23 protein-coding genes, 1 tRNA gene and 1 other annotated feature are annotated in these 23,582 nt (G+C 44.1%); of the genes, 5 read left to right on the top strand and 19 right to left on the bottom strand.

The genetic code is table 11. From position 1 onward, the window contains the following. Positions 1 to 198 precede the first annotated feature (198 nt). The 3 genes from nagB to ACO03U_RS00450 form a co-directional block, all read right to left on the bottom strand. Entirely contained in the window at positions 199 to 900 is a 702-nt protein-coding gene (gene nagB, locus ACO03U_RS00460; RefSeq protein WP_204684866.1) for a glucosamine-6-phosphate deaminase, read from the bottom strand. 117 nt (positions 901 to 1,017) lie between these two features. After that, complete coding sequence (locus tag ACO03U_RS00455; protein ID WP_204684867.1) at positions 1,018 to 2,115, bottom strand: PLP-dependent transferase; 1,098 nt, start codon at positions 2,113 to 2,115, stop codon at positions 1,018 to 1,020. 88 nt (positions 2,116 to 2,203) lie between these two features. Then, on the bottom strand, positions 2,204 to 3,148 hold the full coding sequence (locus tag ACO03U_RS00450; RefSeq protein ID WP_204684868.1) for a homoserine O-succinyltransferase: 945 nt from the start codon (positions 3,146 to 3,148) through the stop codon (positions 2,204 to 2,206). A 696-nt stretch (positions 3,149 to 3,844) separates the two neighbouring features. On the opposite strand from ACO03U_RS00450, the gene ACO03U_RS00445 reads away from it, so the two are divergent. Both ACO03U_RS00445 and ACO03U_RS00440 read left to right on the top strand, forming a co-directional pair. Continuing rightward, entirely contained in the window at positions 3,845 to 4,084 is a 240-nt protein-coding gene (locus ACO03U_RS00445) for a type II toxin-antitoxin system RelB/DinJ family antitoxin (protein ID WP_161869952.1), read from the top strand. Beyond that, the gene (locus ACO03U_RS00440; RefSeq protein ID WP_204684875.1) at positions 4,081 to 4,377 is read left to right on the top strand and encodes a type II toxin-antitoxin system RelE family toxin; all 297 of its coding nucleotides are present in this window, start codon (positions 4,081 to 4,083) and stop codon (positions 4,375 to 4,377) included. Before ACO03U_RS00445 ends, ACO03U_RS00440 begins: the two co-directional genes overlap by 4 nt. A gap of 92 nt (positions 4,378 to 4,469) precedes the next feature. Here the strand turns inward: ACO03U_RS00440 and moaA are convergent, their stop codons facing one another. From moaA to moaC, 4 genes are all read right to left on the bottom strand, one after another. Continuing rightward, the gene (gene moaA / locus ACO03U_RS00435) at positions 4,470 to 5,555 is read right to left on the bottom strand and encodes a GTP 3',8-cyclase MoaA (RefSeq protein ID WP_204684877.1); all 1,086 of its coding nucleotides are present in this window, start codon (positions 5,553 to 5,555) and stop codon (positions 4,470 to 4,472) included. A gap of 5 nt (positions 5,556 to 5,560) precedes the next feature. Next, positions 5,561 to 5,806 carry a MoaD/ThiS family protein gene (locus ACO03U_RS00430; RefSeq protein WP_204684880.1) on the bottom strand — a complete coding sequence of 82 codons (246 nt, stop codon included), beginning with the start codon at positions 5,804 to 5,806 and terminating at the stop codon, positions 5,561 to 5,563. Further along, positions 5,799 to 6,215, bottom strand: coding sequence for a molybdenum cofactor biosynthesis protein MoaE (locus tag ACO03U_RS00425; RefSeq protein WP_204684882.1), 417 nt, complete (start codon positions 6,213 to 6,215; stop codon positions 5,799 to 5,801). Before ACO03U_RS00425 ends, ACO03U_RS00430 begins: the two co-directional genes overlap by 8 nt. A gap of 158 nt (positions 6,216 to 6,373) precedes the next feature. Then, on the bottom strand, positions 6,374 to 6,859 hold the full coding sequence (gene moaC, locus ACO03U_RS00420) for a cyclic pyranopterin monophosphate synthase MoaC (RefSeq protein WP_204684979.1): 486 nt from the start codon (positions 6,857 to 6,859) through the stop codon (positions 6,374 to 6,376). Positions 6,860 to 6,967: 108 nt separating this feature from the next. Between moaC and ACO03U_RS00415 the strand changes: the two genes are divergently transcribed. From ACO03U_RS00415 to ACO03U_RS00405, 3 genes are all read left to right on the top strand, one after another. Next, entirely contained in the window at positions 6,968 to 8,008 is a 1,041-nt protein-coding gene (locus ACO03U_RS00415) for a HesA/MoeB/ThiF family protein (protein ID WP_204684883.1), read from the top strand. Further along, positions 8,005 to 8,838 (top strand): AraC family transcriptional regulator, encoded by an 834-nt coding sequence (locus tag ACO03U_RS00410; protein ID WP_204684884.1) that lies wholly within the window; start codon positions 8,005 to 8,007, stop codon positions 8,836 to 8,838. The genes ACO03U_RS00415 and ACO03U_RS00410 overlap by 4 nt, the downstream gene beginning before the upstream one ends. Positions 8,839 to 9,043: 205 nt before the next feature. After that, on the top strand, positions 9,044 to 11,320 hold the full coding sequence (locus ACO03U_RS00405) for an alpha-galactosidase (protein WP_204684885.1): 2,277 nt from the start codon (positions 9,044 to 9,046) through the stop codon (positions 11,318 to 11,320). A gap of 269 nt (positions 11,321 to 11,589) precedes the next feature. Here the strand turns inward: ACO03U_RS00405 and ACO03U_RS00400 are convergent, their stop codons facing one another. From ACO03U_RS00400 to ACO03U_RS00345, 12 genes are all read right to left on the bottom strand, one after another. Further along, entirely contained in the window at positions 11,590 to 12,435 is an 846-nt protein-coding gene (locus ACO03U_RS00400) for a MetQ/NlpA family ABC transporter substrate-binding protein (protein WP_204684886.1), read from the bottom strand. A 104-nt stretch (positions 12,436 to 12,539) separates the two neighbouring features. Then, positions 12,540 to 13,226: a methionine ABC transporter permease gene (locus ACO03U_RS00395; protein ID WP_204684887.1), complete on the bottom strand. Its 687-nt coding sequence runs from the start codon at positions 13,224 to 13,226 to the stop codon at positions 12,540 to 12,542. Next, positions 13,219 to 14,253 carry a methionine ABC transporter ATP-binding protein gene (locus tag ACO03U_RS00390; protein WP_161869942.1) on the bottom strand — a complete coding sequence of 345 codons (1,035 nt, stop codon included), beginning with the start codon at positions 14,251 to 14,253 and terminating at the stop codon, positions 13,219 to 13,221. Before ACO03U_RS00390 ends, ACO03U_RS00395 begins: the two co-directional genes overlap by 8 nt. A gap of 159 nt (positions 14,254 to 14,412) precedes the next feature. Further along, positions 14,413 to 14,695 (bottom strand) — a binding site (T-box leader). Positions 14,696 to 14,812: 117 nt separating this feature from the next. After that, the gene (locus tag ACO03U_RS00385) at positions 14,813 to 16,273 is read right to left on the bottom strand and encodes a peptide MFS transporter (RefSeq protein WP_161869941.1); all 1,461 of its coding nucleotides are present in this window, start codon (positions 16,271 to 16,273) and stop codon (positions 14,813 to 14,815) included. Between the two features lie 668 nt (positions 16,274 to 16,941). After that, positions 16,942 to 17,280 (bottom strand): glycine cleavage system protein H, encoded by a 339-nt coding sequence (locus tag ACO03U_RS00380; RefSeq protein ID WP_204684888.1) that lies wholly within the window; start codon positions 17,278 to 17,280, stop codon positions 16,942 to 16,944. 2 nt (positions 17,281 to 17,282) lie between these two features. Next, complete coding sequence (locus ACO03U_RS00375; protein WP_161869939.1) at positions 17,283 to 17,639, bottom strand: arsenate reductase family protein; 357 nt, start codon at positions 17,637 to 17,639, stop codon at positions 17,283 to 17,285. Between the two features lie 40 nt (positions 17,640 to 17,679). Further along, positions 17,680 to 18,879, bottom strand: coding sequence for an FtsW/RodA/SpoVE family cell cycle protein (locus ACO03U_RS00370; RefSeq protein WP_161869938.1), 1,200 nt, complete (start codon positions 18,877 to 18,879; stop codon positions 17,680 to 17,682). Positions 18,880 to 19,129: 250 nt separating this feature from the next. Beyond that, positions 19,130 to 19,366, bottom strand: coding sequence for a hypothetical protein (locus ACO03U_RS00365; protein WP_161869937.1), 237 nt, complete (start codon positions 19,364 to 19,366; stop codon positions 19,130 to 19,132). Positions 19,367 to 19,693: 327 nt separating this feature from the next. Then, positions 19,694 to 19,766 (bottom strand) — tRNA-Thr (locus ACO03U_RS00360). Positions 19,767 to 20,051: 285 nt separating this feature from the next. After that, positions 20,052 to 20,681, bottom strand: coding sequence for a uracil phosphoribosyltransferase (gene upp, locus ACO03U_RS00355; protein ID WP_161869926.1), 630 nt, complete (start codon positions 20,679 to 20,681; stop codon positions 20,052 to 20,054). A gap of 282 nt (positions 20,682 to 20,963) precedes the next feature. Then, positions 20,964 to 22,646, bottom strand: coding sequence for a putative ABC transporter permease subunit (locus ACO03U_RS00350; RefSeq protein WP_204684889.1), 1,683 nt, complete (start codon positions 22,644 to 22,646; stop codon positions 20,964 to 20,966). Continuing rightward, positions 22,639 to 23,403, bottom strand: a complete 765-nt coding sequence (locus tag ACO03U_RS00345) for an ABC transporter ATP-binding protein (RefSeq protein ID WP_204684891.1) — start codon at positions 23,401 to 23,403, stop codon at positions 22,639 to 22,641. Before ACO03U_RS00345 ends, ACO03U_RS00350 begins: the two co-directional genes overlap by 8 nt. Between the last annotated feature and the right edge of the window lie 179 nt (positions 23,404 to 23,582).

Here is a 23,582-nt window from a genome sequence, read left to right as displayed (position 1 = left end):
ATTTGCCAGTCTAGCTATCGTCAGATCAATTATTAGATCGCTAAATTTCACCTTTTTCGTGACATCAAAAAGACAGGATGATACACCACTTAATTCCTGATACATCAGTCTTTTTGGGGCTTGAATTTTTATAAATTCAAGCTAAAAAAGCCGAAAGAATGCTTTCACACATTCCTTCAGCTTCCCACTTATTTGCGCTTATAATTTGGCTGCCGCTGCTTCGTCGACAATGACAATTGCATTGGCATGGTTTTGCAAGACCGATGCTGGCAAATGGTTCGTCACAGGGCCATTGATCATTTCGTTGATCGCGTCAGCTTTGTTGGCACCATAAGCCATCAAAATCAGTTGCTTGCCTTCCATGATTGAGCCGATTCCCATAGAAATTGCTTGAGTAGGGACATCTTCTACTTTATCGAAGAAACGTTTATTGGCTTCGATAGTGGATTCAGTTAAGTGTACCAAAGAAGTTTTCCCTTCAAGATCAGCACCTGGTTCGTTAAAGCCGATATGGCCATTAACACCAATCCCCAAAATTTGGATATCCACTGGATGCTTAGCGATCACATCATCATAACGCAGACATTCGGCTTGCAAGTCACTGGCTTTCCCATTTGGCACAAAAGTTTCTTTAAATGGTTTTTTATCAAAAAGGTTAGTGTTCATAAAATGACGGTAACTTTGCTCATCGTCCCCACCTAACCCGACATATTCATCAAGGTTTACTGAAACCATCTCAGAAAAATCCAAATCCGAGTTAGTCATTTCTTGATAAAGAGTGATTGGGGTACTGCCTGTCGCTAATCCTAAAGTCTTAACTCCTGCCGCCATACCTTCTTTGATTAGTTCAAAAGCTTTTTTGCCGCCTTCTTCAGCATTTTTTACGCGAATGATTTCCATGATCAGCCCTGCTTTCTTGTGTTTTGGTATAGTCCGATTATAGCACCATCTGTTTTTCATGGCAAATGTCTAGACCAGATTAAGGGCAGATTTTTAAGATTTTTTTGTCTCCCCGGTTTACTCAAAAACCGCCAAAGCAGTCTGTAAGTCAGCCAATAAATTCGCCGCCTCCTCGATACCAATCGATAATCGTACCAAATCCGGTGTCAGACCGTAACTTTCTCGCAATTCTTGCGGGATATCTCCATGGGTTTGCGTAGTGGGATAAGTCACCAAACTCTCCACTCCACCGAGACTTTCTGCAAAAGTAAATAGTTTCAAGGCCTCCAGAAAAGCAGGTACCTTGGTCGCATCCCCCACCCGCAAACTAATCATCCCACCAATTCCAGGATACAAGACTTCCTTCACCTGTGGCTGGGCTTGTAGCTGTTCAGCCAAGTAGCGGGCATTGCTCTCTTGCCGCTCCAATCGCAAGGACAAAGTTTTCAAACTTCGAATAAATAACCAAGAATCAAACGCCGCCAATGTGCCACCGGTGGTATTGGCCAACCAAGCCAACGCCTCACCATCTTCGGGGGATTTAGCCACGGCCACCCCAGCCAATAAATCATTGTGTCCACTGAGAAACTTCGTGCCAGAATGAACGACAAAATCGGCCCCTAAGGTTAAAGGCTGTTGCCGCAATGGTGTCAAAAAAGTATTGTCCACAATTAGCTTGGCTCCTTTGGCATGAGCAGCTTCAGCAATCCTAGCGATATCAAAAACTTGCATCAAAGGGTTGGTGGGCGTTTCCAGAAACACCGCCGCCACCTCGTCTCGTTCCAATAAGTCCAACACTTCTTCTTGCGCTTCGAAATAAGTAAAAGTTGCCCCCTGCTGTTCTTCAAGATAGTTAAAAAAACGATAGCTCCCACCATACAAATCACGACTAGCTAGTACTTGAGCCCCTCGCGGCAAAAGACCAAATACTAACTGGATGGCTGCCATTCCCGAGCTGGTTGCCACTGCCTGACTACCAGCTTCCAGCTGCGCTAGGGCTTCTTCCAATACAGTACGAGTGGGATTTTTGGTTCGGGTATAGTCAAAACCCGTGGAGGCACCAAGTTTGGGATGAGCATAGGTAGTCGATAAATGAATCGGCGCCGAAATTGCTCCGGTATAAGGATCACTGTGATTACCAATCTGAGCTAAAAATGTTGCGTTTTTCTTTGTCATAAACTGACACCCTTTCTTCTTTTTATTTTTTTCAACTCAACTGCGCTGCCGCTGCAAGCAAATTAGCGGGCTTTTTACTAAGGGTTGCTCAATGGTCTGCCTGCTTTGGCAACAGCAAGACGCTACCGATTTTCTCAATTTCATATGGAGTTACTTGATAGACATCGTTTAGCCAATTGTGGAAAAATAAGTAGGCGTGCCCGCGCCAGGTGTTTTTGATAGCATCGGTAGGGTAATTGTACTGGAAATAGTTTTCCGGAATTTCTGTCGCCAACCCGCGAGCCACATCTCGTTGGTACTCTTTTTTTAAAGTTTCGGTACTATATTCAAAATGACCTAACACATAGACTTCGCGATGATCGCGACTGACAAACATCGTCCCACCAATTTCTGGGTTTCGGGCAATGGTCATCAGTTGAGAACACCGAGCTAAAGCCTCCTCATCAATCCCCGTGTAACGGGATTGTGGCGTGTAAAAATAATCATCAAAGCCGCGGGTCAGACGATGATGTCCCACCGCTTTGTTGGCAAAAATCCCAAATAACTTTTTCTCATAAGGAACTTTCGCCACCTGATGATAGTGGTACAAAGCCGCCTGGGCACCCCAACAAATATGCAGCCGAATGGTGGTGTGCTCCTGCGCCCAATCAAAAATTGTTGTCAACTCCTGCCAGTAATCCACCTCTTCAAAGGCCAACTGCTCCACCGGGGCCCCCGTGACGATTAAAGCATCGTAACGCTTTTGCGCAATTTCCGGAAAGGTCAGGTAAAACTTGTTTAAATGATGGAGACTAGTATTTTTATGCTGATGAGTGGCAATTCGCAAAAAATCCACATCAATTTGTAAAGGACTTTGCGAAATTAGCCGTAACAATTGAATTTCGGTATCAATCTTGGTGGGCATCAAATTTAGAATCACCAAACGCAAGGGCCGAATATCTTGACTCCTGGCTCGCTTGGAATCGAGGGCAAAAATATTTTCTTTTTCCAAAATGACTTTGGCGGGAAACCCCTCCGTCAGTTTGATAGGCATACAGACTCCTCCTTTTCTAGTTCCATTGCTAACTTATGACTGCAGCCAAAAGCAAAAAAGGGTAAAAAAAAGCCTTCCATACAAAAAATGTATGAAAGGACGACTATTCGCGTGACCACCTTTATTCGTCGGTACATCACTGGACCAACCTCACCAGGTACTGCAACCAAGAATAAGTACTGGCTTGCAAGACCGTGGCGCAATAGCGGGCGCACCCGTCGAGAACTAGCGACTCCACCAAACTTGGTGGGAGGCGTTCGCCCTCGTCTGCTCAAAGACCATCTTCCCAAACGCTTCAAATGCCCCTTTTCACCCCTCGGAGCTCTCTGTAAAAATCCACGCTTCGTACTCTTCTTTTCAAAGCAGTCATTATGTTGTTTTCGTTATTATAGAGAATGGCAGAAATAATGTCAAAAGAATTCTGAAAATTTCTGCATATTTCTCATAGGACACGGGCAAATTCCGAACATTCCTTTGACTCGGCGCTTTTTTTGAGCAGCTTGACAACACTGCCACCCTTCGTCAGAGTAAGTTAGAAAGCCGTAAACAACTCATAAAAGCCTATCTAAAAAAGATGTTTATATGACATTCTCTTATTTAAATATTCTAAGCAAAATATTCATTATTTGGATTCTAGATTTGTTTCATACACCTTTTTGGAGTATAATTGGTGTATGGAAAGTGAGATGAATAACCTTGGCTACTAAAGAAAGATTAAACGTTAATCTAGATTCTGAATTGAAAAAAGCAACTGCTGAAACATTGGAAGAATTGGGCTTGGATTTTACAACAGCAATAAATATCTACTTTAAACAAATCGTAGCAAAACAGAAAATTCCTTTTGAACTATCTACGAAAAAATACTATAGTTCAGAAACTGTAATGGGTAAGGATTGGCGGGAGGATTTGGATCAAGTTGAGGATGGTTGGGAATGACTTTCAAAATCAAATTTACGAAAGATTCACTACAAGACTACGAAAAACTTGATAATAGCCAAAAAATCCACATTCGTAAGTCGATGCTCAAAATTGAGCAATCAGGGATGCAGACAGGCCAGCAATTGCGAGGAAAGCTGGCTGATTGTCGCAAGTTAAAGCATAAAAAGCTTGGATTAAGAGTTGTTTTTAGACAATCTGATTTGGGAATCGAGATTATTGAAATTATTGTTGTCGGCAAATGTGATGATGAAGAGGTCTATCAACTTGCTGAAAGGCGTTTAGGCAGATAATTTCAAAAATGATAACTTAATATTTTTACTGGAAAACTAAACTAACTCAACCACAAACAGCGCCACTCCCCGGAGTAGCGCTGTTTGTTTCTTTATCCACCAATCTGACTCATATGACGCCAGGTGGGCTTTTTGTCTTTGACCTCCTCTTGGCGGGCCAAAGCCATCTCGTGGTTTTTCGGTTTCACGGCTAAAACTTGGTGAACCTTTTTGCTAAAGGCTTCAAAATCGCTGATACTTTCCCGAAGACTGTCTTCATCATCCCAAAAGAGGCAAGATTTCAAACAGCCGTCCGCCGTCACTCTCAAACGGTTACAGCCTTCACAAAACTGGCAACTGACCGGGTGAATTAAGCCAAAACTGCCACGAGCGCCGCGAATTTGGTAGTTTTCCGAAGGGCCATTGCCTGCATAATCAATGGGGGTATAGTCCCAACCATTTTGGCGGCAGATCTCAAAGACGCCCTCGATGCCATAATACTGAGATTCCCACTGTTTACGCTCCGTCCCAATGGGCATAAATTCGATGAAACGGACATTCACGGGATGCTCCAAAGTATAACGAAGAAAAGCTACCAGTTCGTCTTCATTTTGACCACGAATGACCACCGTATTGATTTTAATTTGCTCAAAAGGTAAGGTACTGGCAACCTCCAGTCCCTTCAAGACTTTTGTTAGCTTGCCGCCACGAGTAATAGTTTTATAACGAGCAGCATCAAAGGTATCCAAGCTGATGTTCAGCCGTTTGACGCCCGCCTCCCACAGCGGTTTTGCCAGACGCGACAAGGCTAAACCATTGGTGGTGACCGACAAATCCGTGATGCCTGGCACATTGGCGATGCCCTGTGCAATTTCCAATATATCCCGCCGCAACAATGGTTCTCCACCAGTCAGGCGAATTTTGCTGATTCCCATGTGGGCGAAGTTTTCTACCATCTGAATGATTTCGTCGCCGCTAAGAACTTTATCTGTTGGGAAAAATGGCAGCCCTTCTTCTGGCATGCAATAGACACAGCGGAGATTGCAACGATCGGTGATAGAAATCCGAATATAGTCATGGACCCGACCATAAGAATCCCGCAAAGTCGTCGTTTCTGCGGGCGACGTCAACTCAGCCTGTCCTTCCTGCAAAACTTTTTTAGCAGTCTGGTTACAAACGATTGCTGGTGTTGTTGTCATTTTTGTCATCCTCCACTCACTGGCGGAATCAAGGCGATTTCTTTGATTTCCGCCACTTCGTAGACCTGCCCTTCTGTAGCAAAGGTCTGATTGATTGCCACATTGCAAGTCATGATTTCATTTTTCATTAAAGGAAAACCTTGGGCCACGGCTTCCAGAAGCTGGCTTTTGGTGAAGGTCTTGGGTAGCTGGACCTTGATGGTAGCGCCCAAGGTCTCTGCCAAGTAGGCAAACAGTTTAATGTCAGTCATGGGCTAGCTCCCCTCCCCAGCGCTCACCGGTAGTATTGATTTCTTTCTTCCAAATGGGTACCGCTTCTTTCAGCTGATCGATAATCTGCCGACAGCCCTCAAAAGCCTCTTTCCGATGAGCAGTAGCCACCCCAATAAAGACTGCTTCATCTTCAATCTCCAACGGTCCTAAGCGGTGGACGATCACTACCTTGCCACCAGCTGCTTCAATGGGAGCCGCGAGTTTTCGCAGCTCTTTCACCGCCATTTCTTCATAGGCGGTGTATTCGATAAAGGTGGTCTGGAGTTCCCCCGTCCATTCCCGCACCGTGCCACAAAAAGTCACGATACCGCCAAATGCTGGCGCTTTCATTTTTTGGTAACAAGCCAGTACATCGATGGGTTCGTATTGCAATCTGATAAAAGCCATGTCACTACCTTCTTACTATTTTTTAGTTTACATGAATATTTTTCTTGTCCTCCCCATTATATACGAAAGCCCTTTCTAAATACAGTTGCTTTAATGAAAATTATGGAATAAACTTTGAACTGTATACAAAAACAGCTGCCCGCAAGCAGCTGCTCCAGTTATCCATTAGGCTCTTGAAACTGAAAATGGCCACTTTTGCCGCCTTTTTTCTCCACTAGGTGACAATCGCTGATGATCATGCCGCGATCCATCGCTTTGCACATGTCGTAAACAGTGAGAGCGGCCACTTGAACGGCACACAAGGCTTCCATCTCTACGCCGGTTTTGCCACTGACTTTGGTGGTGGCGCTGATGGTTAGCGTATCTTGATGATTATCTGTAAACAAGATATCGACACCGTTTAAAGGTAGTAAATGACACATGGGAATCAATTCACTCGTCTTTTTGGCGGCCATGATGCCTGCAGTCTGAGCCACCGCTAAGACGTCGCCTTTTTTGACTTGACCAGCGTGGATGCGGGCCAATGTTTCCGGTGCCATGATGACTTTGCAAGTCGCTGTGGCTTCGCGAAAGGTGACATTCTTTTCAGTGACATCTACCATTTTTGCTCGTTGTTGTTGGTTAAAATGGGTCAATTCTTCCATGAACTTGCCTCCATTGATTTTGATAGCTAATGACATTGATTTCTCTCTTCCTACACCAGCTAGTGGGTAGGTTCGACTCTCATTTTACCAGATTGAAAGGAAATTGCTATGTCTCGTTATGATCGCCAAATCCGAGTGGGAAAAGTTGGTCTCACCGGGCAAGAAAAATTACAAGATAGTCGCCTGTTAATTGTCGGGTGTGGTGCGTTGGGGACTTACACTGCTGAACAACTAGTCCGCGGTGGCGTCGGGGAACTGCTATTGGTGGATCCCGATACCGTCTCCTTTACGAATTTGCAACGACAGACCTTATTCACAGAAGCCGATGCCCATACAAAACGTCTCAAAGTCGCCGCGGCTAAAGACGCCCTTTTAGCGATTAACTCCCAAGTAACTATCACAGCCTTGCCGATGTCTTTTGATGAATTACTAGTCAAAGATTTAGGGCACTTGGATTTGGTCTTGGACTGCACCGATAATTTTTTGGTGCGTTCGGCTATCAACACCTTCTGCCTTCATTACCAACTACCTTTTATTTTTGCAGCTTGCGCCGGAACCACCGGCCAAGTGATGGCCCTCCACCCAGCAAAGGGCCCTTGTCTCAACTGCGTCTTTCCCCAAATGGCGGAACTAGCTGAAAAAAGTTGTGAAACGATTGGCGTCATCACCCCCCTGATTCCTTTGGTGTCTAGTCTCCAAGTCGGACAAGCCTATCGCTATTTGCTGGAGCCAGAGTCACTAGATTGGCAACAATTACTAGTAGCCGATGTCTGGCAAGGCCAGGTACAAACCTTTCAGATAACGAAGAATCCGGCTTGTCCTCTTTGTGCAAAGCAACAATCTGTGGCGCTTCCCCAACTAAAAAAAGTTTGCGGACACGTCTTCCAAGGGCAATTACCCGCCCCCATCGATCTAGCTGTCATCGCTCACCATTTGGCAGCCATCGAGGAAAAACCCTTGCAAAATAAGCTCGCCTTACGCGTCGTTTTAACCAAAAAAGGGCCTCATTTGCCCGCAGAACCCCAGCCAAATGTGACGATTTTTAAAACGGGTCGGACATTGTTTTATGATTTTCCCGATTTGGCCACTGCTACAAAAATGTTTGACTGGCTGCTGACTACAAACACGGCGCTGGAGGAAAACCTATGACCCGCCCCCATCAGTTTGACAACCATTTTGTCAAGGAGCGCCTGTTGCAAGATTTTTACTTTTTCAATGTCGGCCATGAAGTTTGTTGGCCGAATCATTCCTTTGGTCCCACCGTCAAAGAAAATTATTTGCTTCACTTTGTCAGCCAAGGTCAGGGGCGCTTTCAAGTTGATGGTCTGACCCTTAACTTGACTGCGCCGAGCTTTTTCCTCATCCGGCCGGGGGAACGCATCTTTTATCAAGCAGATGATACGGACCCCTGGGAATACTATTGGTTGGGCTTTGATGGCACCCAAGCGGAAAACTTGTTGACCACCGCTGCTTTAACCAATGATGTTCACAGTGGGCAGGTCATTGCACCGGAAACAGTGGTGACATTATTTGAAAAACTACTAGCCCTTGATCTTTATCAACCCGCCAATAAATTTAAAGCCCAGAGTCTTTTTTATGGGATTTTCAGTCATTTTGAAAGTAGTCACACGCCAACGGTCACTAGTGGTAACAGCTGGCGCCAAACCTATCAGGATTCCTTTCTACTTTATGTCGCTAACCATTATTCCCGTAGTGATTTGACTATTGCTGAAATCAGTCATTCAGTAGGCTTAAATCGAACCTATTTCAGCCAGTTGATGACTAAACTTTTGGGGCGCTCTCCGCAAGCTTATTTAAAGAAGTTGCGGTTGGAAAAAGCCGCAGATTTACTGCTGACCACTGATTTATCCATAGCCGAAATCGCGCTCCAAGTGGGTTATACCTCGTCGCAAAGCCTTTCCCGAGCCTTCAAAGACTACTTCGGCTGCACTCCCAGTCGCTACGGAAAAAACACCTAAACCTACCAATTTTTGGTAGGTTTTTTACTTACCTGACCTCAACGCTCTTCCCTAAAAAAAGCCAAAACACCTGACACTCTGCTACATTTTACTAAGATTAGGCTATCGCTTTTTATACTTGCGACTCTTACAATATAGGCAACAATAAACCCCTTTCAAAAAATTGCTTAAACATCTGAATTCGGGTTATTTTAAGGAGGAACACATGACAAACTATCCCTTTGCAATTCATTATGAAGCAACTAGCCGCACCTTCCATCTGCAAAATGACAACCTCAGCTACATCATGATGGTCGACGATTACGGCAAACTGCTCCAGCTGTATTTCGGTAAACCGATCCAGCATCGCGAAAATTTCTCCCACCTCTTCAACTTCACCACCCATGCCATGTCGGCTTCAATACTGGAATATGACAGTAGCTACTCCTATGAAAACGTCAAACAGGAATTTCCTGATTTTGGGGCCACAGATTTGCGTTCAGCAGCTGTCAAAATTCGTCAAGAAAACGGCGCCACCGTGACGGATTTCCGTTACCAAAGCCACCGCATCTTTGCCGGGAAGGAAAATCTGGCCGGTCTTCCTGCGAGTTACGTCGAAAATCCCAAGGAAGCTTGGACCTTGGAAATCCAGCTGCTAGATGCCCTTACCAAAGTCACCGCTACCCTCAGCTACACCCTCTTCGCACCGACATTTGGTGGCATTATCGCTCGCAGCGTCAAGTTGTCAAATAACGGAAACGAAAACTTGCAAGTGGAGCGTTTGTTATCTTTGAGTCTAGATTTACCAGACAAAAAATACGAATGGGTGCAGCTTGCCGGCGCCTGGGGTCGAGAACGAGAAATTGAAGAGCGTCCATTGGCCCACGGGAGTCAGGCAATCTACTCTTTGCGGGGACACTCCAGCCCCCATCACAATCCATTTGCGGCCCTCAAACGACCAACAGCTGACGAAACCCAAGGAGAGGTCATCGCCACCACCTTTGTTTATTCTGGTAATTTCTTACTCCAAGCAGAAGTCAATAGTATTGATATGACCCGTTTGCAATTAGGAATCCATCCAGAAGGGTTTAGTTGGCAACTCTTACCAGGTACAAGCTTTCAAGCCCCGGAAGCGTTACTTGTCTATACCGATAAAGGCCTGAATCAAATGAGCGCTACTTTCCACAAGTTGCTGCAGAAACGCGTGGCACGAGGCCGGTGGCGGGACCAAGCACGGCCGATTTTATTAAACAACTGGGAAGCCACTTATTTTGATTTTACAGAAGAAAAACTCCTCGCCATCGCCCAAACGGCTAAAGAAGTCGGGGTAGAACTTTTTGTGTTGGATGACGGCTGGTTCGGCCAACGTACCAGTGATCGTGCCGGTTTAGGGGATTGGACCCCAAATCAAGACCGTCTCCCCAATGGCATTGCCGGTCTTTCGCAAAAAATCGCTGACATGGGTCTAAAATTTGGTCTTTGGTTCGAACCAGAGATGGTCAACAAAGACTCCCAGCTATATCGCCAGCACCCCGATTGGATTATTCACACGCCTCATCGTCAGCAGAGTCAATACCGCAATCAGTACGTCTTAAACTTTGCCCGCGAAGAAGTCGTGGATAACATTTACCAACAGATGGCCCAAATCTTACGAGAAGCAAAAATCGACTACGTCAAGTGGGATATGAACCGGAGTATTTCCGAGGCTTTTGACAGTAGTCGCCCAGCCAGTCAGCAAGGGGAAATCTATCATCGTTACATTTTGGGTGTCTACGCGCTTTACGAACGCCTGACTAGCGAGTTTCCCCAGATCTTATTTGAATCCTGTGCTTCCGGCGGTGGTCGCTTTGATGCTGGGATGTTGTATTATGCCCCCCAAGCCTGGACATCGGACAACAGTGATGCCATCTGTCGTTTGAAAATCCAGTATGGCACTAGTTTAGTTTATCCAGTTTCCGCCATGGGAGCCCATGTCTCCATGACACCCAACCATCAAGTAGGACGCATGACTCCTCTGTCTACCCGGGCAGCAGTGGCCCTATTTGGGACGTTTGGCTATGAACTGGATTTGAATCAATTAACCTCAGAAGAAATTGCCCAAGTCAAAGAGCAAATAGCCTTTATGAAAGAACACCGGAACTTATTGCAATTTGGTCGTTTCTATCGTTTACGCTCACCGTTTGCCACAGTCGCCGGAGGGTTCGGTGATGGCAACGATACCGCTTGGATGGTGGTTGCCCCAGATCAAAGAAAAGCCATCGTCGGTTTCTTCCAGATTTTAAACAAGGTGGATGAACCTTTCAACTGGGTCAAACTAGCTGGGTTAGCTCCTGACAAACACTACACCTTGACCACGGGCCCGACTGGCGAAACCATTACCTACACAGGTGATGAATTGATGGCCATCGGAATCGATACCCGCAAAAATTCCACTACTACTTTTGGCGCACCAGAAACTCAAAGTGATTTCTCAAGTCGGCTATGGATCTTAGAGGCTGAATAAAGACACCCCTGCTTTGCTTCCGTCTATCAAAAAAGATCCTCTAAGTGGGAACTCACTAGACAAAACCAAGTAAAAGTTCCATTTGCGGTTTCGCTTTAACACTCTGGTCTGTTTTTTCAATATTGCCGGAGCTAATTTAACAAATCGCAACATCATTTTGTAAGCCTTGGTAGCTTAATCTTTTAACACAAAAGCAGACCGGCCTTCCCAAGATAGTGGGAAAGCCGGTCTGCTTCCTGTTTTAGTACGCTTTTCAAAAGATAAGTTGCTTAGTTTGCATCCACGATTTTCACAGAACCATGCCATTTTTCATCAACAAATTTTTTCACTTCGTCACTATGCAAAGCGGCGACCAATTTCTTGATGCTATCTTTGTCTTCATCACCACTGCGGACGGCAATGATGTTGGCATATGGTGAGTTGTCAGATTCCAATAACAATGAGTCTTCAGTTGGTGTCATATCCGCACTTAAGACGAAGTTCGCGTTGATAGCGATGAGGGCATCCCCTTCGTTTTCATAAGTTGGAATCAAGACACCAGGATCAATATCATGTTTGAATTCCAACTTTTTCGGATTTTCGGCAATGTCATCGAACGTAGCGGTAGTTTTTTCCACGCCATCTTTCAACTTGATCAAATCAGCATCTTCCAAGATAGTTAAGATTCGGCCCCAGTCAGATTCTGAGTTTGAGGTAATGACTTTGGTTCCTTCTTTAATATCAGCTAAAGCTTTGATATTTTTAGAATAAATCCCCATTGGTTCAATGTGAATTGCGCCAGCATTGGCAAAATCGTAGTCGTATTCATTGACTTGCTTGTCAAAATAAGGAATATGTTGGAAATAGTTGGCATCGATCTCTTTTTCTGACAAAGCTTTATTAGGCATTACATAATCAGTAAAGGTCTTAACCTCCAAAGTGATACCTTCTTTTTCCAAAACCGGTTTGGCAGCTTCTAATATTTCTGCATGAGGACTTGGTGAAGCCCCTACCACTAAAGTTTTGCTATCCTTGTCACCACTAGATGCTTCTGTCCCCTGATCTGCGTTTCCGCAAGCGGCCAAAGCGCCAAAAGCCAATAAAAATGTTGCTGCTAGTCCAATAATCTTTTTCATATCCAGTTCTCCTTTTTTCTTGTATTTGTCAAAAACCCACTATTCCAAAGCCGCGATTTGATTGCTCCGGTGCGGCGAATCCCCAATATTAAATTGTTGCAGGTTTACCGTTTGTCCAACTTGTTAGTCAAGAAATCCCCTAAACCTTGGACGATAAATACGATGATTAAGATGATCACGGTGGCCACCAACGTCACGGTTTGGTTGTTCAACTGGAAGCCTTCTGACCAAGCCAGTGAACCTAAGCCCCCCGCACCGATTGCTCCAGCCATAGCCGTAAAGCCAATCATGGAAACCGCCGTCACGGTAAAGCCAGAGACCAACGCTGGCATACTTTCAGGAATCAACACTTTATACATGATCTGCCAACTGTTGGCACCCATGGCATTGGCCGCTTCGATGACACCAGGAGAAATTTCCCGCAAGGCAATTTCCACCATCCGCGCGTAAAAAGGCGCAGCTGATAAAATCAAAGCAGGCAAGGCAGCCGGCCAATCGATAATCGTTCCGACGATGGCTTTGGTAAAGGGCATGATCAGCACCATCAAAATCATAAAGGGGGTCGAGCGGAAGATATTGCTAATCACCGAGACTAAATTGTATAAGATACTATAGGCCGGACTTTTCTTACGACTAAGGCTATATAACACGAGACCTAATAAGAAACCTAAAATTAAGACAACTACCAAAGAAAATACCGTCATCGCCAGAGTAGCGAAAGTAGCTTCTTGCATTCGTTCCCAGTTTACCTTATCAAAGTTCAAATATAATTCCGAAAAACTCTTATCCATGATGCAATACCTCCACGCCTACTTCTTGGTGATTAAAGAAATCGATTGCCTGTTTGATAGCTTCCTTGTCACCGGTCAATAAGACCGTCAACGTCCCAAATGACCCTTCTTTTCCTTGGCGGATATTTCCATAAACCACATTGACATCCACATTAAACTGACGAATAGCTTGAGAAATTACCGGCTCATTGGCGTTATCATCTTTAAAGGTCAAAGTCAGCAAAGCACCATCGGGATTTTCCTGAATGAATTCTGCTAGCACTTCTTGCGGATCTTCACTTGGTTTCAAATCCTGTTGGACAAAACGCTTGGTGACTTCTTGTTGTGGATGCCGGAAGACTTCCGCTACTGCGCCTTCTTCCACCACTTTCCCTAGCTCCATCACGGCGACTTTATTACAAATCTTGCGGATGACATTCATTTCATGGGTAATCAAAACAATGGTCAAATGCAATTTTTGATTGATATCTAACAAAAGTTCCAACACTTCATCAGTGGTTTGGGGGTCCAAGGCGCTGGTCGCTTCATCACATAATAAGATTTTGGGATTATTTGCCAAGGCTCTGGCAATCCCGACCCGTTGTTTTTGGCCACCGGACAATTGGCTAGGATACGCATCTCCTCGACCTTCCAGCCCCACCAGTTGCATCAGTTCTTCCGCCCGTTGTCGGCGTTGGGCTTTTTTCATTCCAGAAAGTTCTAAAGGAAACTCGATATTTTCCACCACCGTACGGGACCAAAGCAAGTTGAAATGTTGGAAAATCATCCCGATATTTTTACGGAAATGGCGCAAGTCTTTTTTATTCAACGCGGCGATATTTTCGCCATCCACGATCACCTCGCCGGCTGTCGCTAACTCCAACCCGTTGAGCAAACGGACTAAGGTACTTTTACCAGCGCCAGAATAACCGACAATCCCATAAATATCCCCTTTTTCGACTGTCAGATTGACGTCGTCCACGGCGCGAATTTCCTTGCCTTTCACATCAAAAATACGTTTCACATGATTCAATTGGATCAATGCCATTGTTTTGTCTCCATTTCTATCACTGTTAACGGTGGCGGCCTTCCCTGAGACTCTCGCCACCCTCATGGTTTCACTATAGCAGAAAAACCTGCTGAAAAGCGCTGATTTTCCACCTGGAATACCAAAAAAGTCGTCTCGTCACAATCCAGCATTGCTGCTGCAAAGGACGAAACGACTAACCATTTCGTGTTACCACCTTAATTCGTTATTATTTCACAATAATAACCTCCATCGGTACTTGACTTAATCCCATCTCCACCATCTGTGAGGCAGACAAATCGTATACCGTGACGCTATAACGGGCGTCCCCGTACCAAGCTCGCCACGGCTCACTTGATCTGCTCAAAGACCATCTTCCATCTCATCTTCCGTTACCCCTTTTCAGCAAACAGGGCTCTCTGTGTACGGCTCTGACATGTACTCTTCTTTTCAAAGCTTTCAGTTGTATGTTGTTATTGATGATGATTATAGCAAGCTGCCCTAGCGGTGTCAATAAAAAACTTTCAGAAATTTTCGGAGACTTTCCACTAGTTGAGCTTTCTCAACCTTCACAAACCCCTTAATGAATTTCTCCAATCAAATGACGGATAGGTTTGCGAATCAAATATAAGCCAATCCCGACTACCACGGCGATCCCACCGACAACACCAAAGTACATGCCTTCTGTACTTGGCGTGTAGAAGCGTGCGATTTGGGCATTGATTGCTTGAGAAGAAGCATCTGCTAGCAACCAAATAGCGATAGTTTGCGCTTCAAAGGCTTTCGGTGCTAGTTTCGTAGTGACAGATAAGCCAACTGGCGACAAGCACATTTCACCGACGATCATGATAAAGAAACTAGCTACCAACCACATTGGGCTGACCCGTTGATCCACACCGAAGAACATACTTGGGAACATCAACAAAACAAAGGATAAACCGGCGAAAATCAAACCGATTGCAAACTTAACTTCGGTGGTTGGTTGTTTTTTGCCCATCTTCGTCCACAGCCAAACAAAGACTGGTGTCAGTAAGACAACAAACAAAGGATTCAACGTTTGGTACATACTTGCTGGAATATGAATGCCAAACAAGGTTGATTGCGTACGTTCCGCCGCAAACAAGGCCAAAATGGATGAACCTTGTTCTTCTAATGACCAAAAGACAATCGCTGAAAGGAACAATGGGATATACGCCCGGACTTTTTGTTTTTCATCTGGTGTCACATCTTTTGAACGCAACATAGAAGTAAAGTAATAAACTGGCAGCAAAATCCCTAAGACACTGATGGAATTGATGAAGAAGTCCACTGTCAATTGACCTAAGAGAGCTGCTCCACCAAATAAAACAACGACAACTGCGACAGCCACTACCAAACGTTTAAAGAAGGCACTCTTTTCAGCACCAACTAAAGGATTGGTGACTTGGGTCCCGATGTTGTTCAACGTTTTCTTTCCTTGGAAATGGTATTGTAACAAACCAAAGAACATCCCAATCGCTGCAATAGAGAAACCTAAGTGATAGTTCACATTTTGTCCTAAGCCCCCGACAATAATCGGTGCGATCAGGCTTCCGATGTTGATCCCCATGTAAAAGATCGAGAACCCAGCATCTCGTCGCAAGTCTTTAGGGCTGTACAAATGGCCCACCATACTGGAAACATTGGACTTCAACATCCCGGTCCCGATAACGATCAAAATCATCGAGATAAATAGCGCTGGCAAACCAAATGGGGTGGCTAAAACAATGTGCCCGAACATAATCAAGACCCCACCGAAGAAGACCGTTTTGTGAGAACCTAATAAGCGGTCAGAAATCCAGCCACCGACAATACTAGACATGTACACTAAGGAACCATAAATCGACATAATGGCGACAGCCGTTCCTTTTTCCAAGCCTAACCCACCACTAGTCACAGCATCGTACATGTAGTACAGCAAAATTGCCCGCATGCCGTAATAGCTAAATCGTTCCCACATTTCTGTGAAGAAGAGGGTGGATAAGCCTCTAGGTTGTCCCATAAATGTTTTTTCTTTTTCCATTCTACTAACTACTCCTAACCTTTGTTAAAAAGAAAATTTTCAGAAAATTATATTGACTAGCATAGCCCTGTTGTGAAGAAAGTTCAAGTCTAGTTTTCTTAAATAAATTCAGCTAAAAAAAGGAAAATCTCATTTCAGTTTACCGTCGTTTTTTAAATTTTCCCGCAATCATCACTCCTATCAGTTTTCCACTTTGTTCGTTTTATGAAAACTATTTTAATTAACCCTCTTTAAAGAAAAGTAAAAAGACCATAAAAAAGCTGTTTCTCCTTCGCTTTTTTTGAAGAGTCGTCATGGAGGTGTGCATAATCTTTTATTCGCTGCTAAGATTTTTAAAGATTTTCCATTGAGGGGACTGACACGACACTCATAAGAAGCTATCTATAACCCCTCATTCCATCTTATCTGATTCAAAGAAAACCAGGCGAACCACCTTCCGAGAAATCCTCCTTGTTTTATCGATAAGTGATTGCTTTTCTTTAATCATTAACCTTCCTTTGAAAGGTGGCAAGCACCTTTTTCAGGCGTCACAATATCGGCATGATAGGCCACTTAATTACTGATATATCAGGCTTTTTGGAGCTTAACTTTTTATGAGTTCTTTATCTATTAAAAAAAGCCCACAGATTTCTCTGTAGGCTTTACTGGCTTTACTCTAGTAACTTAGTTTACAAATTATCAAATTCAGCCGTATCGACACCTTTTAAGGATAACAACCAAGCGTTCATTTCATCTTCATCATTTAAGACATCGATGTTTTCAGCAATTTTGTCATTGACTGAAGAGATAACCCCAGACAGTGGCGCAACAAATTCTTGGACAGCTTTTTCAGCTTCCACTTCCACCACGGGTTGCCCTTGTTTGACTTCAGTACCAGCTTTAGGCAAGTTCGCAAAAGTGACTTTTCCCAGCTCTTCTTGGGCTTGGTTCGTCAAACCTACGACATACTCTGATCCGTTAAACAGTACCCACAAGTTATCGGTTGTTTTCAAACATTTTTTTTCCATGATTAATTGATTGCTCCTTCGTAATCCATTTCTTTAAACCCGATAGCCAACAATTGACCATCTTTTACTAAAAGCGGACGTTTGATTAACATGCCATCTGTTGCTAACAATTCAGCCGCTTCTGCTACTGAGAAAGTTGGGACTTGATCTTTCAAGCCCATTTCCCGATACTTCTGACCGCTAGTATTGAAAAAGCGGCGTATCGGTAAATCACTCGCTGTCATCCAAGCTTGTAGCTGGCTTGCACTAGGTGGATTTTGAATCATATCCACGGTGTCAAAAGAGACGTCTTGCGCCTCAAGCCACGCTTTGGCCTTCTTACAAGTGCTACATTTTGGATACCAATACAATGTAAACATATGAACCTCCCCTGTCAACTGTTCTCGCTAAAAAATTAAGTTATTCGTTATTTTTGGATGCCCCCGCTTGGAAACGCATAGATAAAATCAGTCCTATGGCAATCATATTCCCCAAGATCGAGGATCCCCCTTTACTGATGAAGGGCAATGGAATCCCGGTCAAGGGCAAGAGACCAATATTAGCGCCAATATTTTCAAAGACGTGGAACAAAAGCATCATGATAATCCCTACCGAAATATAGGTATAAAACTCGTTATTGGTGTCATAGCAGACTTTAACCATTTGATAAATCAAAACAAAATAAATCAATACCACAAAAGCGGAACCTACAAAGCCAAACATTTCACCAATCATGGTAAAAATCATATCCGATTCCCGCACAGGCACATAGATGTCAGACATGTTGAAGCCTTTACCAAACATTTCACCCGAGCCAATCGCCATCATCCCGTAAGCTTGCTGCATCGAGTCTCCTTGGATATCGTGGAAAGGATTTAGCCAAGAATCAATCCGCTTAAATTGGTATTGATGGAAGCCGATTTGGGTCAAAATATCCCGACCAAAATCAGTCATCACTAGCAAAATCAGACCAGCTCCCAGAATGAGCGCAATGCCTACCACTGGCAAGATGATCCGCCAGCTAATCCCTGACATCAAAAAGACACCGCCAAAAATCGCTAGAAAGACCAGCATCGTCCCTAAGTCTTTTTGCAGTAGAACCAACCCAATCGTAGGGGCGGTCACAGCCAAAAGCTTCGCAATCAATATGCCATCAGAGCGTAAGTTGCGATTTTTGTGTTTGACATTGTGAGAGGTCACAACGAGGGCTAACATCATGATATAGGCGATTTTCATCAATTCAGACGGTTGGAAAGTCAGACCTGCACTCACACGAAACCAGTTTTTAGAACCAGTTTCTACAGCCAATTCCTTATCGTAAAATTTCAGCAAGGCGGCCATCACTGCTAAGCCGGCGCCATAAATAAACGGCGTCAATTTCCACAACCATTTGGACTTCAGTTGCATGATGACGACAATCGCTACCGTCCCGATAGCGTACCACAATCCTTGCATCACGACACCCTTAATCACTGACGGCCCAGTAGGATCATGGGACAGTGCTGAGTAAAGGGATATCAAACCAATCATACACAATAAAAAAACGGGTAAAATGACACCATAGTCGATCCGGCTGTCATGAGGGGCCCGTGCTTGTCGTTGGGAAAGATTATTCTCCATCTAGTCACTCATTTCTAATCTACGCATGCGTCACTCGCCAAAAAATACGACCAGGAAGCATGGCAATCACTTATTTTCAGATATACTCAATTATTATAGAGTGTTTCCTCCTGAAAAGAAAGCCTCGCCTTTGACAACCGTAAAAAATCTTAAGAAAACAGTGACCGGAAATGGGTTTCTTTTGCGAAAGTATTTAAAAAGCCGCTGCCAGTTGGCAACGACTTTTTTATGATTGCACGAGCTTGCTAAATTAAAGCATCTGCATTTTTTTGTAATTGATGATCATGACTCCGTTGCTTTGGGTGATCAGTTGCTCATTTTCAGGCGTATGATCCAACTCCACCACCGCAGAATTTTTCAACTGCTTGGTAACAGTACCAGTTTGGGGTTTGCCATAAATCAAGAATTGCACATGGGTTTCGGGTTGAAATTTCTTACCCAAATCGGACGGGACGACAGTATTATCAAACTTTCCAAAAGTAGCCAAAATAAAATACCTCCCTTTATATTACCTATTGTAACACACTTTGTGAAAAAAATCAGGAATCTTCCCTCCGCCACCTCCATCGTTAAGAATTTCTTCACATAGATTGTTTAAAGGTGAATACTTTGAGCGTTTTACGCTACCCTTTTCCTTCAACTACCATCATACAATTACATAAAAGCCACCTAGCCGTCTAACTCATCCAGGTTAACTAGGCCTTTTAACGCTGGACACTCATGAGCCAAGAGTTGATCTCAAACTGTATTTTAACTCTCCCAGCGATGAAAAGTGCAAAAAAAAAGAAACCCCATCAATCAAGGGTTTCTGAGATGCCGACTATAGGAATCGAACCTACGACCTACGCGTTACGAGTGCGTTGCTCTACCTACTGAGCTAAGTCGGCAGTTGCAATAAGTTGCCAACGAATAAAAGTATAGTGAAAAATCGAAAATTTGTAAAGAGAAAGTTTCGATTCTTTTGATTTTCATGAATGAACTAACTTCCGCTCTGCAAAAAAAGTGTTTCCAACCGGTTCTTATCGGTCTAACTTTCAACCTGCTAATTTTTACAGCAGTTTCCACCTGCTTGCTGAAAATGTGCGAACTAATGACTCCGAGATATTTTCATTCAAAAAAAGCCCCCGCTGAAGTCGTCTTCAACGGAGGTTTTGGATTCATTGGGTGCAAACTTATTTGGTGCCAAACAAACGGTCGCCGGCATCCCCTAAACCAGGAACGATATAACCATTTTCGTTCAACCGGTCATCCAAAGCGGCTGTGTAGATATCAATGTCTGGATGGGCGTCTTGCAATGCTTTGACCCCTTCTGGAGCAGCAACTAAGCAAACAAACTTGATGTTAGAAGCTCCCCGTTGTTTCAATGAATCGATGGCCATGATGGCTGAACCACCTGTCGCCAACATTGGATCCACCACAAACAACTGACGGCTAGCGATGTCATCCGGCATTTTGAAGAAGTATTCATGAGGTTCCAAGGTTTCTTCGTCACGGTACATACCGATATGGCCGACTTTGGCCGCTGGGATCAATTCCAAAATACCGTCCACCATGCCGATTCCTGCACGCAAAATTGGCACAACAGCGACTTTTTTACCAGATAACATTTTCTGGGTGGATTTACCGATTGGCGTCTCGATTTCCACATCTTCCAACGGCATATCCCGAGAGACTTCATATGCCATCAGCATCGCGATTTCATCGACAACTTCCCGAAAGACTTTGGTACCAGTGTTTTTATCACGAATGATTGTCAGTTTGTGTTGAATAAGTGGATGATCAATTACTTGAAATTTTCCCATTATAATGCTCCTCTTTCATGGGCTGCGACGGTCACAAAGCTCTGTCGCTCCCAAGTTTTCTTTTATTGTAATGCAAGATAGCATTTCTCACAACTAACAAAATGCTTTCCTTTTAAAGAAATCGATTACTTCTAGTTCCCAACTTGTCAAATCACCATAAAAGGGTTTGTGACAAAAGCATCAGTTTAGTCCTCCGAATCGAACATTACTATAGGTGAGACGTAAGAAAACAGGGCAGCCTTGCTTTATCTATTATCGATTGTCACAAGTCCTATTTTGTGTTTAGTGAAAATATTTTTTGTCAGAAGCTTTTTCTTGATCCCGCCCAGTTTTTGTTAAGCTTACCCGACGCTGCCAATCCAAAGTATCCAATCGGTCCCAAAAAAGACGTTTTACCCCGAAGATAATTCCCAAACAAATCAATAGCAAAGCCCCTATGACGATGGGATTCAGTGGGAAAAATGGTAACGTAAAGGCTGCTACAGCATAAGCGGCAATCGCGGCAAAACCAACCAAAAAACCAACAAAGAGGGTAATCATCATCAAGATGGTCCCGCCACCTCGTTGGAATAACTGCGTCACGGAGGTCCAATTAGTCAAAAGCAAGCGGTGATCTCGAGCAAAGTACAACAAACTCATCACAAAGCTTCCCAACAAACCGCCAATAATCACTGCAATAAACAACAGAGGCGAAAGTTTAAACATAACTCCTGCTACTAGAATCATGACCAACACAATAGCCGCTTGCACACCAAAGCCAATCAAAAATTTCTGTTTCAAGTAAGCTTTTTTCGAAATCGGCAATGTACTGATAAAATCATAGTTTTCTCGATCCAATGAGATGATATTGCCGACAAACGAAGTCCCGTTACACGAAAGAAAAGCCAGAAAAAGACCGGCTAAAAAGGTGACACCCACTAGTTTATCAGGCAGCTGTGCTCCCATCAGTTTGCTTGCAGCCCCGCCACCGGAAATCAACATGACTAAAGGCATCACCACTGAACTGGATAGCACCTGCATCGCCAGATTGGGATCTTTAATCAGCTGAAGATTATAAGCCCGCAACAATTGGTTCATGGTGCGCCCATTTTTACGTTTGCGTGTGACGATGGCTTGCGCAGTGCTGATTTCGGTCAATTGCTCATACAAACGTGGTAAAAAGAAGATTTTGATAATCAACGCCAACAGGCCAAACACGGCGATCAGGCTGCCCCATCCTAACAAACCTTGTAGCGTCAGTGGTCGATTGAGGCTCCAATAAAGCGGTAAAAAGGGAAGGAGGCTCCCGCGGTCAAGTAAGCCGAGATCCGTGGCGGTATGGGACACGTCGCCAGTAGAATTCTGCATTACTAACACCCCCACCACAGCAATCCCAGTGGAGAAAAACATCAAGCCTGTCGTCATCAATTTTTTGTGCTTTTGAAAAAGTTTCGTACGGGTCAGCCCCAAAACGATTAGCGCACAAATAAATAATAAGATACCCACCAATAAAACAAAGCTCAACAGTGCCAACACCACTGCAAAAGGAATCAAAATACCTGATTGCCAAGCAGTCAGCCCAAATAGCACCAATAAAGGCAAAACAAAGGGCACCACCGTCAGCATGACGACCAAAATTTTTGAAGTAAAAATTTCCGACTGGCGAAAAGGTAACGGCAGATAAGCACTTAAATCTTTACTTTCAAAAAAGATGTTGTAAATCACCGAGATTCCCTGTGACATAGCTAAGACGGAGAATAAACCGACATACATCGTGAAATAGCCCGGCATCTGGGAAAAATCCATCATAAACAAAACGCCACCATAAATCACTGTAAAGATGGCCGCCAACATCACAAATTGCAATACTAAAGAACGGGTTAGCTTGGCACCGGCTTTCCCCTTCTTACGCGCTTGCTCCGTATATTGAGGATTGGCAAAACGCAAGGACGTCGTCAGTAACGCTAGCAGTTTTTTCCTACTCATGAGGCGCCTCCTCCAATTGAGCCACCACTTCACTGTCGGATTGGCGACCAGCCATCTTCAAGTAAATAGCTTCCAAGGATTCTCCCGGGGATTGGGCCAATAAATCTTCCGTATTGCCGTTGTATATCAGTTGGCCTTTTTTCAAAATAGCTAGTTCATCACACAGCTGTTGTGCAGTATCTAAGACGTGGGTGGAGAAAATCACGGTATTGCCGCGAGCCGCATGTTTTTTCATCATTTCTTTCAAATCATAAGACGCTTGGGGGTCTAGACCCGTCATAGGTTCGTCTAAGACCCAAATATCAGGATCTGGCAACAAAGCCCCAATCAAAATCGTCTTTTGCCGCATCCCGTGGGAAAAACTTCCAATCGCTTCATCTTGGTGATCCAACATATCAAACAGACCCGCCAATTCCGCCAAACGTTCGGCTTTGGCACTGTCGGTCATCTCATAAGCAGCAGCAATTAGATCCCAGTATTCACCAGCTGACAATTGTAAGAACAAATCCGGTGTATCGGGTACATAGCCGATGCGTTTTTTGATTTCAAGACGATTGGCGCTCAGTTCTTTGCCATCCACCACAATCTTACCGGCTGTAGGTTCAATCACCGATACCAAACTCTTGATGGTGGTAGATTTTCCGGCACCATTATGTCCCAAAAAACCAAAAATCTCTCCGGTTTTAATGGTCAAGTTCAAATCGTTTAACGCTGTTTTGGTATCATACTTTTTCGTCACATGTTGAAATTCAATCATTGCTAGGTCCCTCACTTTCGACATTGGTTCACTTTTACTCCTAGAAACGTCAATCTTTAGGGTTTCTAAAATTCGCCTCAATTGTACCCTTGTTCACAAAGGCTGTCTAGCCTCTCGATTACTAAAAAATAAAAACGCTACGATAGTAAAAGATCGCAGCGTTTGTTTAAAAATCTAGT

This window comes from Enterococcus diestrammenae (genome assembly GCF_049384045.1).
Taxonomy (GTDB): domain Bacteria; phylum Bacillota; class Bacilli; order Lactobacillales; family Enterococcaceae; genus Enterococcus_C; species Enterococcus_C diestrammenae.
This window is presented reverse-complemented; position numbering and strand designations above follow the sequence as displayed.

Coding starts and splice junctions, on each gene's coding strand:
- ACO03U_RS00375 (WP_161869939.1), bottom strand. CDS start 17,639: ATGTTTACATTGTATTGGTATCCAAAATGTAGCACTTGTAAGAAGGCC.
- ACO03U_RS00370 (WP_161869938.1), bottom strand. CDS start 18,879: ATGGAGAATAATCTTTCCCAACGACAAGCACGGGCCCCTCATGACAGC.
- moaC (WP_204684979.1), bottom strand. CDS start 6,859: ATGGAAGAATTGACCCATTTTAACCAACAACAACGAGCAAAAATGGTA.
- moaA (WP_204684877.1), bottom strand. CDS start 5,555: ATGACAACAACACCAGCAATCGTTTGTAACCAGACTGCTAAAAAAGTT.
- ACO03U_RS00380 (WP_204684888.1), bottom strand. CDS start 17,280: ATGGAAAAAAAATGTTTGAAAACAACCGATAACTTGTGGGTACTGTTT.
- ACO03U_RS00415 (WP_204684883.1), top strand. CDS start 6,968: ATGTCTCGTTATGATCGCCAAATCCGAGTGGGAAAAGTTGGTCTCACC.
- ACO03U_RS00405 (WP_204684885.1), top strand. CDS start 9,044: ATGACAAACTATCCCTTTGCAATTCATTATGAAGCAACTAGCCGCACC.
- ACO03U_RS00400 (WP_204684886.1), bottom strand. CDS start 12,435: ATGAAAAAGATTATTGGACTAGCAGCAACATTTTTATTGGCTTTTGGC.
- nagB (WP_204684866.1), bottom strand. CDS start 900: ATGGAAATCATTCGCGTAAAAAATGCTGAAGAAGGCGGCAAAAAAGCT.
- ACO03U_RS00450 (WP_204684868.1), bottom strand. CDS start 3,148: ATGCCTATCAAACTGACGGAGGGGTTTCCCGCCAAAGTCATTTTGGAA.
- ACO03U_RS00430 (WP_204684880.1), bottom strand. CDS start 5,806: ATGACTGACATTAAACTGTTTGCCTACTTGGCAGAGACCTTGGGCGCT.
- ACO03U_RS00410 (WP_204684884.1), top strand. CDS start 8,005: ATGACCCGCCCCCATCAGTTTGACAACCATTTTGTCAAGGAGCGCCTG.
- ACO03U_RS00345 (WP_204684891.1), bottom strand. CDS start 23,403: ATGATTGAATTTCAACATGTGACGAAAAAGTATGATACCAAAACAGCG.
- ACO03U_RS00395 (WP_204684887.1), bottom strand. CDS start 13,226: ATGGATAAGAGTTTTTCGGAATTATATTTGAACTTTGATAAGGTAAAC.
- ACO03U_RS00350 (WP_204684889.1), bottom strand. CDS start 22,646: ATGAGTAGGAAAAAACTGCTAGCGTTACTGACGACGTCCTTGCGTTTT.
- ACO03U_RS00455 (WP_204684867.1), bottom strand. CDS start 2,115: ATGACAAAGAAAAACGCAACATTTTTAGCTCAGATTGGTAATCACAGT.
- ACO03U_RS00385 (WP_161869941.1), bottom strand. CDS start 16,273: ATGGAAAAAGAAAAAACATTTATGGGACAACCTAGAGGCTTATCCACC.
- upp (WP_161869926.1), bottom strand. CDS start 20,681: ATGGGAAAATTTCAAGTAATTGATCATCCACTTATTCAACACAAACTG.
- ACO03U_RS00390 (WP_161869942.1), bottom strand. CDS start 14,253: ATGGCATTGATCCAATTGAATCATGTGAAACGTATTTTTGATGTGAAA.
- ACO03U_RS00440 (WP_204684875.1), top strand. CDS start 4,081: ATGACTTTCAAAATCAAATTTACGAAAGATTCACTACAAGACTACGAA.
- ACO03U_RS00425 (WP_204684882.1), bottom strand. CDS start 6,215: ATGGCTTTTATCAGATTGCAATACGAACCCATCGATGTACTGGCTTGT.